Source organism: Methylobacterium sp. Leaf123, from assembly GCF_001423405.1.
In the GTDB taxonomy this organism is placed as follows: Bacteria; Pseudomonadota; Alphaproteobacteria; order Rhizobiales; family Beijerinckiaceae; genus Methylobacterium.
In genome coordinates, this window is the sequence record NZ_LMNS01000039.1 from 291,420 (window position 1) to 305,247 (window position 13,828).

General features: G+C 70.3%; 12 protein-coding genes. 7 read left to right on the forward strand and 5 right to left on the reverse strand.

The annotated features are described in order from the left end of the window. Nucleotides 1-47: 47 nt before the first annotated feature. Complete coding sequence (gene leuS / locus ASF53_RS23420) at nt 48-2,675, reverse strand: leucine--tRNA ligase (protein ID WP_056204622.1); 2,628 nt, start codon at nt 2,673-2,675, stop codon at nt 48-50. A 139-nt stretch (nt 2,676-2,814) separates the two neighbouring features. Then, nucleotides 2,815-3,891 (reverse strand): DUF1963 domain-containing protein, encoded by a 1,077-nt coding sequence (locus ASF53_RS23425; protein ID WP_056204624.1) that lies wholly within the window; start codon nt 3,889-3,891, stop codon nt 2,815-2,817. Nucleotides 3,892-4,002: 111 nt separating this feature from the next. Between ASF53_RS23425 and ASF53_RS23430 the strand changes: the two genes are divergently transcribed. Beyond that, nucleotides 4,003-4,734 (forward strand): YggS family pyridoxal phosphate-dependent enzyme, encoded by a 732-nt coding sequence (locus tag ASF53_RS23430; RefSeq protein ID WP_056204626.1) that lies wholly within the window; start codon nt 4,003-4,005, stop codon nt 4,732-4,734. A 39-nt stretch (nt 4,735-4,773) separates the two neighbouring features. Here the strand turns inward: ASF53_RS23430 and ASF53_RS23435 are convergent, their stop codons facing one another. Then, entirely contained in the window at nt 4,774-5,367 is a 594-nt protein-coding gene (locus ASF53_RS23435; RefSeq protein ID WP_056204629.1) for a L,D-transpeptidase family protein, read from the reverse strand. Nucleotides 5,368-5,657: 290 nt separating this feature from the next. Between ASF53_RS23435 and ASF53_RS23440 the strand changes: the two genes are divergently transcribed. The 5 genes from ASF53_RS23440 (at nt 5,658) to ASF53_RS23460 (ending at nt 10,006) form a co-directional block, all read left to right on the forward strand. Continuing rightward, on the forward strand, nt 5,658-6,344 hold the full coding sequence (locus ASF53_RS23440) for a response regulator transcription factor (RefSeq protein ID WP_056204634.1): 687 nt from the start codon (nt 5,658-5,660) through the stop codon (nt 6,342-6,344). 267 nt (nt 6,345-6,611) lie between these two features. Beyond that, nucleotides 6,612-7,079 carry a Crp/Fnr family transcriptional regulator gene (locus ASF53_RS23445; RefSeq protein WP_056204637.1) on the forward strand — a complete coding sequence of 156 codons (468 nt, stop codon included), beginning with the start codon at nt 6,612-6,614 and terminating at the stop codon, nt 7,077-7,079. A gap of 163 nt (nt 7,080-7,242) precedes the next feature. Then, nucleotides 7,243-8,085: a 2,3,4,5-tetrahydropyridine-2,6-dicarboxylate N-succinyltransferase gene (dapD, locus tag ASF53_RS23450; RefSeq protein WP_056204640.1), complete on the forward strand. Its 843-nt coding sequence runs from the start codon at nt 7,243-7,245 to the stop codon at nt 8,083-8,085. Beyond that, nucleotides 8,085-8,963: an alpha/beta fold hydrolase gene (locus tag ASF53_RS23455; protein ID WP_056204645.1), complete on the forward strand. Its 879-nt coding sequence runs from the start codon at nt 8,085-8,087 to the stop codon at nt 8,961-8,963. Before dapD ends, ASF53_RS23455 begins: the two co-directional genes overlap by 1 nt. 164 nt (nt 8,964-9,127) lie before the next feature. Continuing rightward, nucleotides 9,128-10,006 carry an acid phosphatase gene (locus ASF53_RS23460; protein ID WP_056204648.1) on the forward strand — a complete coding sequence of 293 codons (879 nt, stop codon included), beginning with the start codon at nt 9,128-9,130 and terminating at the stop codon, nt 10,004-10,006. Between the two features lie 55 nt (nt 10,007-10,061). Here ASF53_RS23460 and ASF53_RS23465 read toward each other — a convergent pair whose 3' ends face one another. After that, on the reverse strand, nt 10,062-11,372 hold the full coding sequence (locus tag ASF53_RS23465) for a thermonuclease family protein (protein WP_056204886.1): 1,311 nt from the start codon (nt 11,370-11,372) through the stop codon (nt 10,062-10,064). A gap of 152 nt (nt 11,373-11,524) precedes the next feature. Further along, nucleotides 11,525-12,319, reverse strand: a complete 795-nt coding sequence (locus ASF53_RS23470; RefSeq protein WP_056204651.1) for a hypothetical protein — start codon at nt 12,317-12,319, stop codon at nt 11,525-11,527. Between the two features lie 564 nt (nt 12,320-12,883). Between ASF53_RS23470 and ASF53_RS23475 the strand changes: the two genes are divergently transcribed. Beyond that, the gene (locus ASF53_RS23475; RefSeq protein ID WP_056204654.1) at nt 12,884-13,813 is read left to right on the forward strand and encodes a lipid kinase; all 930 of its coding nucleotides are present in this window, start codon (nt 12,884-12,886) and stop codon (nt 13,811-13,813) included. Nucleotides 13,814-13,828: the final 15 nt, after the last annotated feature.

The following is a 13,828-nucleotide window of genomic DNA, read 5'->3' on the forward strand; positions in this document are numbered from 1 at the left end:
GGAGGAGAGGCGCGGCAGCCGCGAGACCTGTTGATGTGAGGGGCCGGTCAGACCACGAGATTCACGATCCGCCCCGGCACGACGATGACCTTGCGCGGAGCCCGGCCTTCGAGGGCGCGTTGCACCGCTTCCAGGGCGAGCGTCGCGGCTTCGACGGCCTTGGCGTCGGCGTCGCGCGGAACGGTGACGTCCGCCCGCTTCTTGCCGTTGATCTGGACCGGAAGGGTGATTTCGTCCTCGACCAGCAATGCCTGATCGGCGACCGGCCAAGCCGTCTCCGCGACGAGCCCCTCCCCGCCCAGCACGCGCCAGGATTCCTCAGCGAGATGCGGCATCATCGGTGCGATGAGCTGCACGAGGATGCGGGCCGCCTCGCCCGCCGCGGCCTTCGAGGCACCTCCGCGCAGGCCCTCGTCGAGGGCGTTGGCCAAGGTGTAGATGTGGGCCACGCAGCGGTTGAAGCGCAGGCGCTCGATATCCTCGCCGACCGCGGCGAGCGCCTTGTGGGCGGCCTTTCGTAAGGGCGCATCGGCGGTCCCACCGGGCCCGTTCGCGGCCGTCGCGCCGTGGACGAGGCGCCAGACGCGCTGCACGAAGCGGGCGGCACCCTGCACGCCCTCCTCGGTCCAGATCACGTCGCGCTCGGGCGGCGAGTCGGAGAGCATGAACCAGCGGGCGGTATCGGCGCCGTAGCTGGCGATGATGTCGTCGGGATCGACGACATTCTTCTTCGACTTCGACATCTTCTCCGTCGGGCCGATCTCGATCGGCTCGCCGGTTTTCACGTGAAAAGCCTTGCGCGCCCCGTCCTGCGTCTCGAAGCGAATCTCGGCAGGCGGCGTCCAGGCACCGGCTGCATTCTTGTAGGTCTCGTGGACGACCATGCCTTGCGTGAACAGGCCCGCGAACGGCTCGGACACGCCGGACCAGCCCGTCGCCTGCATCGCCCGCATGAAGAAGCGCGAGTAGAGCAGGTGCAGGATCGCGTGCTCGACGCCGCCGATATACTGATCGACCGGCAGCCAGTGATCGACGGTCGTCCGGTCGGTCGGGGCGTCGGCGAGCCAGGGGGCGGTGAAGCGGGCGTAGTACCAGGACGAGTCCACGAAGGTGTCCATGGTGTCGGTTTCGCGCCGGGCCGCCGCGCCGCAGCGCGGGCACGGCACCTGACGCCACGCCTGATCCCGCTCCAGCGGATTGCCGGGCTGGTCGAACGAGACCTCGTCCGGCAGCTTCACCGGCAGGTCTTCCACCGGCACGGGCACCGGGCCGCAGGCCTCGCAATGGATGATCGGGATCGGGCAACCCCAGTAGCGCTGGCGCGACACGCCCCAATCGCGCAGGCGGAACTGGACCTTTCGGCGGGCGACCGGTGCATCGCCGAGCGTCTCGCCTTCCAGCCGGTCGGCGACGGTCTTGAACGCGTCGTCGGTGGTCATGCCGTCGAGGAAGCGCGAATGGATCATCCGCCCGTCGCCGTCATAGGCGGTGTCGGTGATGAGGAAGGCTTCCGGGTCCTGCCCCTCGGGGCAGACCACCGGCGTGTTGCCGAGCCCATACTTGTTGGCGAAGTCGAGGTCGCGCTGGTCGTGGGCCGGGCAGCCGAACACGGCGCCGGTGCCGTACTCCATCAGCACGAAGTTCGCGACGAAGACCGGCAGCTCCCAGGACGGATCGAGCGGGTGGCGCACCGTGAGGCCGGTGTCGAACCCGAGCTTTTCCGCCGTATCGATCGCTTCCTGCGCGGTGCCGATGCGGCGGCATTCCTCGGCGAAGGCTTGCAACTCCGCAGCCTTCGGGCCGGACTCGGCCAGCGCCCTGGCGACCGGATGATCGACGGAGATCGCCAGGAACTTGGCGCCGAACAGCGTGTCGGGGCGGGTGGTGTAGACCGTCACCTCGTCCGTGCCGGCGAACGGTGCGGCGAGGGCGAAGCGCACCTCCAGCCCCTCCGAGCGGCCGATCCAGTTGCGCTGCATCAGCCGGACCTTTTCCGGCCAGCGCTCCAGGCCGTCGAGGGCGTCGTGCAGATCCTGCGCGAAATCGGTGATTTTGAAGAACCACTGTGTCAGCTCGCGCTGCTCGACGAGCGCGCCCGAGCGCCAGCCGCGCCCGTCGATCACCTGCTCGTTGGCGAGCACGGTGTGATCGACCGGATCCCAGTTCACCTTCGCCGTGCGCCGGGTAACGAGCCCCTTGCCGAGGAAATCGAGGAACATGCGCTGCTGGTGCTTGTAGTAGTCGGGATCGCAGGTCGCGATCTCCCGGCTCCAATCCAGCGACAGGCCCATGCTCTGGAGCTGCCCGCGCATGGTCGTGATGTTGGCGTAGGTCCATTCCCGCGGATTGACCTTGCGCTCCATGGCGGCGTTCTCGGCCGGCAGCCCGAAGGCATCCCAGCCCATCGGGTGCAGCACGTTATGGCCCTTGGCGCGCTTGTAGCGGGCCACCACGTCGCCCATCGCGTAGTTGCGCACGTGGCCGATATGGATGCGCCCCGACGGGTAGGGGAACATCTCCAGCACGTAGTATTTCGGGCGGGGATCGTCGTTCTTGGTCTCGAACAGCTTGGCCGCGTCCCAGGCCTGCTGCCAACGCGGCTCGGCGTCCTTGGCGTTGTAGCGCTCTTGGTGACGCTCTGGCGCGATCGAGGAGGGCTGTGCGGAATCGGTCATCGGGAGCGCCGGGATCAGCGGAAAAGGGAGTGGGCTGCACGCAACGGTGTCGCGGGGCCCGAAGCCCGGCACCTAGCATATCCCTGCGGGCAGGGGTCAACGATCGAAGCCGCTTGAGTGGCTTTACGGCGCGCGCGGTTCAGGTCTGCTGATAAACGGCCACCACGCGGTCGAAGCGCCGCTCGGCCAGATCGGAGGCACGGATCAGGAAGTAGACGGTGCCCTCCCCGTCCTCCTGCAGGAAGTCACCGACATCGATCTGCAGAAGCAGGCGCCATGTGCGCGCACCGGCATCGATCTCGGTCCGGTGCGTCTCGATCTTGTCCCGCTCGAGGTGCTGCACGCCGAAGCGGCTGACGACTTCCGCCTCCACGCGCGGATCGCTCTGTTCCGGCAGCGGCGAGCCGAGGAGCTGGTTGCGCCGGCCGGCATTGGCCGCCCCGTGATAGCGGTCGAAGGCCTGCGAGAAGAGATCTTGATAGGCATCGCGAAAGCCCTCCTCGCCGTCGGTGCGGAGCGCCAATGCCGCCTTCAGGGCCGGTTGGGCGTCCATCTCCAGGCTCTCGATCGCCGGCGGGCGCAGGGTGGCGTGCAGGCTCATCGGCCGGGCCGGGCCGCCATAGGGCGTGCCGGAACCGGGCTTCGGAAGGGGCAGGTCGAACTGCCGGTTGCTCTTGGTAATCTCCGCCCGGTGCGCATCGGCCGCCGCTGCAAGGTCGGCGGGCATGGTCTGCGGCGTGAGGCCTTCGCGCGGGCTGTCGTCCCAGAACACGCGGGCGGATTCGGTGCCGTTGTCCCACGGGCCGGCAGAGAGATCGTAGAAGAACAGCAATCGGCCGTGCCCCGGCAGGGCGGCGGCACCGCCCTCGCCGCTCGCTAACCCCTTGGCCTGCCCCCGCGCCTCCCCAAGATCCACCTGCGCGAAGAAGGCGTAGGGCAGCTCCTTGCGGAAATGCCGCCGCATCTCCTCCCCCGCCTCCGCGTTCCCGCGCTTGGCAATCGCCTCGATATCGGCGGGCTTGGCCCGGCGCGGCCAGGTCAGCCCCGGCGGAAGGTCCGGTGTCCCGCCGATCCGCGTGCCGCCGAGGCTTCCCTTCTCCGCCGTCCGCGGGCGAAACACGAGCGTCGGCACCAGCGCTCCGACCACCATCTCGACCTGGGGGCGCAGGAAGTGCTGTGCGAGTTGGGCCTGGGCGTCGGCGGGCGTATCGAACATCGGCGAGGCTTCTCCGTTCGAATCGGGAGAGGCCAGGATATCGCGGGCGCGAGACAGGGAAACAGGCCGCCAACTCTTGAAGTCGCGTCTGCCTCGCCGCAAGGAGGGCCCATGATGGAAGAGAGCCAGACCCCGGATCAGACCCTCGACGCCAAGCCGCCGGTCGGCGAGGCGGATGTCGCCGCCGGGCTCGCGGAGGTGCGCGCGGGCATCCGCCGGGCGGCCGAGGACAACGAGCGCGACCCGGCCAGCGTGCACCTCGTCGCCGTCTCGAAGACGGTGCCGGCCGAGGGCATCCTGCCGGCGCTGGAAGCCGGCCAGCGGATCTTCGGCGAGAACTACGTTCAGGAATCGAAGGCCAAGTGGCCGGCGCTTCGAGAGCGCTTTCCGGATGTCGAGCTGCACCTCGTCGGCCCGCTCCAATCGAACAAGGCACGCGAGGCGGTCGAGCTGTTCGACGTGATCCACTCTCTCGACCGGCTGTCACTCGCCGCGGCGCTCGCCAAGGAGATCGAGCGGAGCGGCCGGGCGCCCAAGCTCCTGATCCAGGTCAATACCGGCGACGAGACGCAGAAGGCCGGCGTCTCACCCGATCAGGTCGATGTCCTGCTCTCGGAGTGCCGTGAGACCCACAATCTCGCGATCCACGGCCTGATGTGCATCCCACCGGCCGAAGACCCGCCCTCCCCTCATTTCGCCCTGCTGGCCCGCATCGCCGAGCGCCATGGCCTGCCGATCCTATCGATGGGCATGAGCGCGGATTTTCCGGCGGCGATCCAGATGGGCGCCACCCATGTCCGCGTCGGAACGGCCATCTTCGGCCGGCGGACGAAGCGGGCTTGAACGGCGGCCCGCATTAGCGATGAGCCGGTTAACGGCCGATCATCGCCCGATCCTCATCCGTGTTCCCGGCCCGAGGCGGCGGAGCAGGCGCAGCAGGTCGGCGGGTTTCAGGGCAACGCAGCCTTCCGTCGGGCGGTAGCCGCTGCGGGCGATATGCAGGAAGATCGCCGAGCCCCGGCCCGGACGGATCGGGCCGCGGTTGTAATCGAGGTCGATCACGAGGTCGTAGAGACCGTCATCGCGCCAGAGCTGCTCGGCGCTCGCCGCCGTGCTCGGCAGCCGGATCGGCCGGTTGTAGCGACGATCCTGGGGCGCGTCGCACCAGCCGTCGTCCCGTCGCGTTGGCCGCAAGGGGAGCGCGGTGACGGGGCGGACGGGGAAGCGGTCGGGCCGGTAGAAGCCGCCGCGCAGGCGAAAGATGCCCCGCGGCGAGGCCCCGTCCCCTTCCCGCTTGTGGGTCGTGATGCCGGAGCGCCCGAGGGCACAGGGGATCACGACCCCAGCCGCGATCAGCGTGCCGCGGGTCGGATCGCCCGGCAGCGGGCGCACCCGCAGCACGCTGAGGGCGCCAGACGGCCTTCCCCGTGCTGGGGTGGCGGTCCCGGTCTGCTTTGCAACTTGAGCGCGGCGCATGGCCCGTTCGTCCCAACTCGCTCCGAGCTTGGCCCGGCCTGACGTCATGTCGCGGCAGACAAAGCTGGAACATGGTAAAAATTCTGCATAAGCGCGCAATCCGGATTTCCCGGCGCGTAAAACGAACTAGGTTTGTCGTCAGACGGCGCCGTAGGGTTTCCGTCCGCGGCCAGCCAACGGGCAATATGCCTACTCAGATCGGCGTGCCGTGATGAAATTGTCTTGGCTGCCTGCCTGATCTCTGTCCGATATCCAGGTGTCCGGAAAGCTTGTTGAGAGCCGCTGCGTCGATGTCCAACCCCTATTGCCTCCTCGTCTGTGACGACGACGACGCCCTGCGTGAGGCATTGACGGAGCAGATCGACGCCTATGACGAATTCACCGTCATCGGCGAACCGACAGCGACCGGGGCGCTGAACCGCGTCACGCAGGAATCGGTCGATCTCGTGGTGATGGATGTCGCGCTGCCGGACATGGACGGGCGCGAGGCGGTGCGGACCCTGCGCCGCAACGGCTATCGCGGCCCGATCATCATGCTGACCGCCCAGGAATCCGATGACGACATGGTCGAGGGCCTGGAGGCGGGCGCCAACGACTACGTGATCAAGCCGTTCAAGTTCGCCGTGTTGCTCGCTCGCATCCGGGTGCAACTGCGCCAGCACGAGGCGAGCGAGGATGCGGTGTTCCGCATCGGCCCCTACACCTTCCGGCCCGGTGCCAAGCTGCTGGTCGGCGAGCGCGGCTCCAAGCTGAAGCTGACCGAGAAAGAGACGGCGATTCTGCGCTACCTCTATCGGGCGGGCCGCGAGGTGGTGGGGCGCGATACGCTGCTCGCTGAGGTGTGGGGCTACAACGCCCACGTCACCACCCACACCCTCGAAACGCACATCTACCGGCTGCGCCAGAAGATCGAGCCGAACCCGGCGGTCGCCGCAATCCTCGTCACCGAAGGCGGCGGCTACAAGCTGCTGCCCTGAGGGCCGATCTTTCGCTGGTATCCACCGTCCCGCACAGGCTGCGGCCGGGCGGCGTATCGCGCCGCCTCGGCATCGGTTAAGCTTGCGCCCGGACAGTCAAGCATCGTCCCGAAAGGTGGTCGCCGGCTTTCGGAGTGAGAGTGCCTCACAAAACTCCCGATCACCGATCGTTTCCCTTCTGGGCACGGCGGCGCAGCGGGAGTTTTGTGAGAGACACCGAGGCGATGCAAAAGGCGTGGCGGATCGCGGCCGAGGGGCGGAGAGGCGTTGGGGCTCGACGACGACATCGCGATCCTCGCCGCGGCCCCCGTGTTCGAGCTATTCGGGCGCGACGCCCTGCGCCTGCTCAGCTTTGCCGGTGAGCGCCGCCTCCTGGGGAAGGGCGAGCTGCTGTTCGCCCGCGGCGAGCCGTCCGACGGCGGCTACGTCGTCATGTCCGGCACCATCGCGCTCGTCCCCGCGCGGTCGGGTGCGAAGCCGGTCACGGTGTCCCGCTCCGGGGTCATCGGGCGCAACGCCCTTTTCCGTCAGGTCGAGCGGCCGGCGGAGGCTCGCGCGGTCGAGCCGGCCGAAGTGATGCGCGTGACGCCTTCGGTGATGAGCCGCGTCCTGCGCGAGTTTCCCGACGCGGCGGCGGCAATCCATGACGGCATGGCCGAGGAGCTGCTCGATCTCGTCCAGGGTCTATCCGGCGTGCGCGAGCGGCTTGTGGGCCTCGCGCCACGCAAACGGTGACAGAACCGGGCGGCTTTTGTAAGCAACGACCACCTTTCGCGCCGAATGCGAGATGCCGGCCCGATTGTATCGGCCGACGCCTCCAGCTCCTCGTGTCAACGTGCCTTCTCTCGACGAACCGGTTGCGACGTCGTCGGAAGGCACTTCAGTCCGGAACACCCCGATGTCACACGCCGATCTCGAAAAGACCATCGAAGCCGCTTGGGAAGAGCGCGCCGGCATCTCGACCACGACCACCGGCGCGGTGCGCGAGGCGGTGGACGAGGCGCTGAGCCTGCTCGATTCCGGCAAGGCCCGCGTCGCCGAGAAGGCGGGCGATACCTGGCAGGTCAACCAGTGGCTCAAGAAGGCGGTGCTGCTCTCCTTCCGCCTCAACGACATGGTGCCGATCGAGGGCGGCCCCGGCTCCTCCCCGTGGTGGGACAAGGTGCCCTCGAAGTTTTCCGGCTGGGGTGAGGCCGAGTTCCGCGCCGCCGGCTTCCGCGCCGTGCCGGGCTGCTTCGTGCGCCGCGGCTCCTACATCGCGCCGGGCGCGGTGCTGATGCCGAGCTTCATCAACCTCGGCGCCCATGTCGGCGAGGGCACCATGGTCGATACCTGGGTGACGATCGGCTCCTGCGCGCAGGTCGGCAAGAACTGTCACATCTCGGGCGGCGCCGGCATCGCCGGCGTGCTGGAGCCGCTCCAGGCCAACCCGGTCATCATCGAGGACAACTGCTTCGTCGGCGCCCGCGCCGAGGTCGCCGAGGGCGTGATCATCGGCGAGGGCTCGGTCCTGTCGATGGGCGTCTATATCGGCGCCTCGACCCGGATCATCGACCGCACCACGGGCGAGACCTTCTACGGCCGCGTACCGCCCTACTCCGTGGTGGTCTCGGGCACGACGCCCGGCAAGCCGCTGCCCGACGGCACCCCCGGCCCCGGCCTCTACTGCGCCGTGATCGTCAAGCGCGTCGATGCCGGCACCCGCGCCAAGACCGGCATCAACGAGCTGCTGCGGACCTGATGGCGGCTGCCGCCGCATCGGTCGCCACCCGGACCCTCGACCTCACCGTCGCGGGACATCGGGTGGCGACGCCCTGTGCCGTGGTCGGGGAGGGCGCCGACGCATTGCTGCTGCCCGCCCTCTCCTCGATCTCGGCGCGCGAGGAGATGCTGCCGCTCGCCGGCGAACTCAGCGCGATGCATCGCTGCCTCGTGCCGGACTGGCCGGGCTTCGGCGCGCATGCGCGGGCGCGGCTGCCGCTGAATCCCGCCAACCTGCACGCCTTCCTCGATGCGCTTCTGGCGGCCGCCCCCGGCCCCTACGCGCTCGGCGTCGCCGCGGGCCATGCCGCGCCCTACCTCGTGGCCGCCGCACGCCGTCATCCCGGCGCCTTCGCGCGGCTGGTGCTCGTGGCGCCGACCTGGCGCGGACCATTGCCGACCGCCATGGGGCCGGAGCGCGCCGCGTGGTTCGGCCGAATCCGCCGGGCCGTGGAGATGCCGCTCCTGGGCGAGGCGCTCTACCGCATCAACATCAGCCCGCCGATCATCGGGCGGATGATGCGCGCCCACGTCTATGCCGAGCCGAAGCATGTGACGGCGGCCGTGATCACTGCCAAGCATCGCATCACCCGCCAGAGCCGGGGCCGGTTCGGCACCGCGGCCTTCGTGACGGGCGGCCTCGATCCGGTCGCCTCGCGCGAGGAATTCCTGGCTTCGTTCGGCGACGGGCTGCCGCCCGTGCGGGTGCTGCGTCCGGAGAAGGCGCCGCGCCGCTCGGGTGCCGAGATGGATGCGTTGATCGGCACGGGCCGCGTCTCGGCCCTCACCGTACCGGGGGCGCTGAGCGCCCACGAGGAGTTTTTCCGCGACGTCGCCGCCGCGATCCGGGCGCCCTGACGCCGGCCTGAAAAAGCGGCGTGGTCTGACAGCGGATCGGGACTGTGACGCATCCGTCGCACGTCCCTCCTAGACAGGCCGGAAGCATCAGTCTGAAAACTGAAGCCCGCTCCTGGCCTCCGCCACGATCCGTTCAGCCCCGGCGCCTGAAAGCTTCTCCCCCGATGACCCGCCCGACCCGTGCGCCGGTGCGCTTGGCCGCCCTGCTGACGCTGATCCTGGCTGCCCCGCCCCTCCAAGTCCTCCCCCTCAGGGCTGAGCCGGCGGCCCCGGCCGGCCCGGCAACCTCCGCGCCCTCGCTGGAGAAGGACAAGCTCGCGGCCGCAGCCCCGAAGGGCTATCTCAGCGACGAGGCGACGCCGAACCTCGTGCCGATCCTACCGCCGCCCCCCGCGGGCCACTCGGCGGCGGAAGCGGCGGACCGGGCGCTCTACAATGCGACCCGAGCCTTTCAGGGCAGCCCGCGCTGGGCGCTCGCCACCAACGACGTCGCCGATGGCGGTGCCGCACTTCTCGAGGATTATGCCTGCGTCCTCGGCCAGCGCATCGACCAAGCGAGCGTGCCGGACCTGATGCGGCTCCTCGACCGGGCCCGCATCGATATCGCCCGCGCCACCCGCGTGGCCAAGCGGCGCTATCGTCGCCTGCGCCCCTTCGTCGGCAACGACCTGCCCATCTGCGTCGCCCGCACGGCCGAACTCGCCGACAGCTTCAGCTATCCCTCCGGCCATGCCAGCCAGGGATGGGCCTACGGGCTGATTATGGCGAACCTGATGCCGGAGAAGGCGACGCAGTTCCTGGTGCGCAGCCGTCTCTACGGCGAGAGCCGGGTCGTGTGCGGCGTCCATTGGCTCAGCGATGTCGAGGCCGCCCGCACCGGCGCCTCGGCGCTGGTCGCCGTGCTGCTCGCCGATCCCGGCTTCCGCACCGATCTGGAGCGCGCCCGAGCCGACCTCAAACGCGCGCTGAGCGGGGAGGGGGCAAAGCCCGATGCGGCGCTCTGTGCCCGCGAGGATGCGGCCGCGCGCCAGCCCCTACTCTGACGAAGCCGGGATCTCGCCGGCTGCGCTAGGCTGGGGGCTTACCGCCCCCGGCGCCTCACCGCTTCCAGACGCCCAGCCGCTCGGTACGGGCGTGGTCCTCGGCCGCCGCGAGATCCGGCGTCGCCTCCGACGAGGCGCGACCGCCGCCGTTGAACAGCACCACCTCAGAGAGGTCGCGGCCCTCGACGGTGCAGATATGCGCGCTGCTGCCGGGCGCGGGTTGGCAGGTCACCGAGCGCTTGCGGAGATACTTGCTCAACTCGTCGGACTGGCCGCCGCGGACCCACTCGACGCCGAACAGGCGCACGACCTTGCCACCGACTCGCAGCGTCGCCGTGTCGATCACTTCCGGCACGCCGACGATGGCGTTGGCGCTATTGCTACCCTTGCGCGGCGCCTCCGGCTCGGTCGGGCGCTCAGTGGCATTGCCCGGCGCATCCGTGGGCGGTGCGTCGGCGGCCGGCTCCTCCGTCGCCGAGCCACGATCCGCGGCCGGGGGCGATCCGGCCGGCGCGGTCTGCGGGGCCTGGGTTTCGGCGGTCTGCTGGGCGGGGCGACTGGATTCCTCCGTGTCGCGTCCGCTCAAGGAGAGCGCCGCGACGAGGCCCGCGCCCGCCAAGGCGCCGAACGCCATCAGCAGAACCGGCCGGCGGCTGCCGGCCGCGAAGGCATCCTCGGCGCGGTCGCGGATTCGGGCCGCCGTCTGGCGGGGCTGAAGCCCACCGGCCACGCGCCGCCAGCCGTCTCCGACGCGGGCGCGCGCCTCGGCAAGGCGCTCTGCCGTGTTCGGCGAGGACTCGGCCGGATCGAGGGAGGCGCTGACCGGTGCGGGCCTCGGCCGGGCCTTCAGCCGCTCGGCGAGGCGGCTGCGCCAGCCCTCGACGGTCTCGCTCGCGGCGCTCGCGAGCGCCCGGCTGCGCTCGGCGGAGCTGGTCGCAAGCGAGCGCGCCAGCGCCGATTGCGTTTCCACGAAACGGGCGCCCGCGGCCCGCACGTCGGCGATGGTGTCGCGGGCGGGTTCCGGCTCCGGTTCGGGGGCAGGGGGGAGAAACAGCGGCGCGTGCTGCTCACGAAGTTCTTCGACCAAGTCGTGCAGGGTCAGCGGCACCCCGGCGCCCGCCTCGCCCCGCAGGCGCACCGCGCCGGTTCGATCGACGATCCGGTAGCCGGGCACCCCGTCGGCGGGCTCGACGAAGCCCTCGGCGATCAGAGCCAGCGTCCGGCGGGCCACCGGCCGCGCGCCGCGCCGGTCGAGCTCGGCCAGGATCAGCGCGCGGATCCGGCGGTCGTCCTCGGAGACCGGCGCCTCCGGCGGGGCCGTCGTCTCGTCCTTGCTCCGGCCTGCGGCCTTTGCCGATCCCTTCACGCGTGCGATGCCCTGTTCTCGTTCGTCGCCGGGGCGCCCGCTCACGGCGGCGCCCATCGGCTGCTTCTACAACATGGACCGGCCGGAGTATCCGGTCGATGCGGCGGCTGATCCTGCAGGATGATCGCTTGGAGCCATCATCCTGTTTCCCGTCAGGCCCCCGCCCGGCTCAGGACGCGGCTCGCCTCCGACACGATGACCGGTGCGCCCCCGGCAAAGCTCACCGTCAGCGTGAGTTCGGCGACCCCCTGCGAACGCGCGCCGCGCGCCGGACTGACGGCGGTGAAATCGTGGACGATGCGCACGAGGCAGGTGGCGCTGGGTCCGTCGCAGGCGATCCGCGGCTCCCCGTGCGGCTCGTAGCGCCGCTCGGGCCAGCGCTGCGCGAAGCGCCGCTTCTCGGCCAGGAGCGCGTGGGTGGTCATGACACGGCCGTGGAAGCGCACCGTGCTGCCGTAGAAGCGGGGCGCGGCGGACAGCATCGCGCCGTTGGGCGCCGACACGCTGTCGAGATAGCCGAGGCTCAGGCGACGCGCCGCCACGGCCCAATCGGAGAAGCGCGGATCCGGCTCGGCGCGGGCCATGTTCGCGGCGGGCGGGGCAGGGCGGTGCATCCGGGCGGTGTGCGAGTGATTTTCTTCGCGCGCCCGCTCGCGGATGGCGGCCCGGCGGGCGCGGCGCATCTCGGCGGCACGGGTGCGGTCCTGGCGGTGCATGTCCCGCCGGGCGGGGGAGGGGGCCGCGGCCCGGCGCGAGCGGCTTCCGGCCTCGGGTTCGACCTCGAAACGGGGGGCGGATTTGGCCGCCGGCTTCGCCCGCTCGCCGCCGGCCGGGGCAGCGTCGGATTTGGCCGGTGGGTCGATCCAGTTCGATCCCTGCTGGGCCAGGGCGCCTCCCGCCGCGCAGGCCGAGGAGAGGAGAAGGGTCAGAAACAGGACGGGGCGCATGACGGGACCGATCGGGCGAGCAGGCCTGAAGATGCCTCGCGGAAGGCCGGGTCACCGTCGGCGCTCACCTCGGATGGGTGACGGCGGCCGGCACTCCGCGGAAGGCGGTCGGTGAGACGGAACGCGTGATGGCACCGCTACGGTTCCACGCCTTTCTGCCACCGGCTTCGTGCCTACACCGAGTCGGGCGCCCGTGCGACCGGCGCCAGCGCCGGAAGGCCTGTTACCCCCGCTGTCCCGGCTTCCCTGGGCACAGTCCCCAATGCGGAACCCGTGCGGCGCGGCCTCGCCCCGCGCCCTTGCCATCGCGCGGGAAGAGCCCACCTTGAGCGTAAGATCCCGGCTCGTCCTGCGCGCGAACGATTGCAGGCCGGGCGGGCCCGGTGCCAAGCATCGGGCGGGATCACCGAGGACGGGTCCGGGCCCCTCTGACGGTCGAGGCGTCGACCGTGATGTCGGATCCTTTCACCGCTGGCGCGAACGCGGCGCGGAAGCGTGCGAGGATATCCCTGTGCCGGCCATGCTGGTTTTCCTGTTCCGGCCCCAAGCGAGCGGAGCGGCGGCTTGAGCGCGCCCTCGCAGACCGGGAAGCGCCGCGCCCTCCTTCTCGTGAACGCCAAGGCGCGCAGCGGGTCCGCGCCGCTGGATTCGATCCGCACGATTCTGCGCGAGGGGGGACTCGACCTCATCGAGCCGGAGGGCAGCGCCGATTGCAAGGAGGTGATCGGGCGGCATGCGAGTTCCGTCGATCTGGTGATCCTCGGCGGCGGTGACGGCACCATGAACGCGGCGGCGCCGGCCCTGGTCGAGACGGGGCTGCCCTTCGGCATCCTGCCGCTCGGCACCGCCAACGATCTTGCCCGCTCCCTCGGCCTGCCCCTTGAGCCGGAGCCGGCCGCCCGCGTGATCCCGACCGCGCCGGAGAAGGCGATCGACCTCGGCTGGGTCAACGGGCACTACTATTTCAACGTTGCGAGCGTCGGCTTTTCCGCCGATCTCGCCGGCGAGCTGACGGCGGAAGCCAAGAAGGCCTGGGGCACGGTGGGTTATGCCATCGCGGCCTTCCGGCTCCTGCGCCGTGCCCGCCCCTTCACCGTGACGATCGAGCATGATGGCCAGACCGAGAAGGTGACGACCATCCAGGCCTCGGTCGGCAACGGGCGCCATTACGGCGGCGGCATGACCGTGCAGGAAGACGCCACCGTCGATGACGGACGGCTCGATTTCTACAGTTTGGAGGTCGCCCATTGGTGGCGGCTGATCGCGCTGCTGCCGGCCCTGCGCCGTGGGACACACGGCAAGGCCGCGGATGTGCGTGCCTTCGAGACCACAGAGCTGGTGCTGAAGACGCGCAAGCCGCGGGCGGTCAACACCGACGGCGAGTTGACCACCTGGACGCCGGCCCATTTCAAGGTGATGCCGAAGGCGGTGCGCGTTCTGGCGCCGCTGGACGCCGCGCCCGGCAACAACAGCCGGTTCCCTCTCCCCTTCTGAACCCCGGACCTGCCC